This window comes from Mesorhizobium sp. M7A.F.Ca.CA.002.04.1.1, assembly GCF_004022805.1.
Lineage (GTDB): Bacteria > Pseudomonadota > Alphaproteobacteria > Rhizobiales > Rhizobiaceae > Mesorhizobium > Mesorhizobium ciceri.
Map to the genome: position 1 here is coordinate 1 of NZ_RZPL01001306.1, position 479 is coordinate 479.

Consider the following 479-nt stretch of genomic DNA (forward strand, 5'->3'; position numbering starts at 1 on the left):
GTCGACCGCTTGGCCCCAAGCGGACGAGCAAGGTTGGCAATTTTTTCGTTTGGGAGACGGAACACTGGCCGATCGCCTGGTCGAGGTTGCCCGCACACGCGACCTACCGGAAACGAAACTTGCCTTCGACTACAAGGTCTACCGAGCCGACGGCCAGCCCCGGCTTTCCGACCTTGAGCACGTCGGCGGCAAGAGTGGCTGGCTGAAGGTTTCACTTTTGAAGGCGGAGACCGCAATGGGATCGCGTGATAGCATTGTCATTGCGGCCGTGACGGACGACGGGCAGGTGCTGGCCTCCGAAACGGCCGAGCGCTTGTTCCAGATACCCGCATCCATCGCGGCGATTGATGCCGAATATCCGGCCAACCGCATGGCCGGGATCGACAGGGAAGCGTTGGGCGCTGCGCAAAAATCCGCCGAGGACGAAAACCGGAAATGGCTCGAAGAGGAAACCGTCAAGCTTGAAGCCTATGCCGAGG

1 pseudogene is annotated in these 479 nt (G+C 60.8%); it reads left to right on the forward strand.

What is annotated here, in order from left to right:
- Nucleotides 1-479: pseudogene (locus ENZ75_RS33925) on the forward strand (helicase SNF2); the annotation flags it as partial.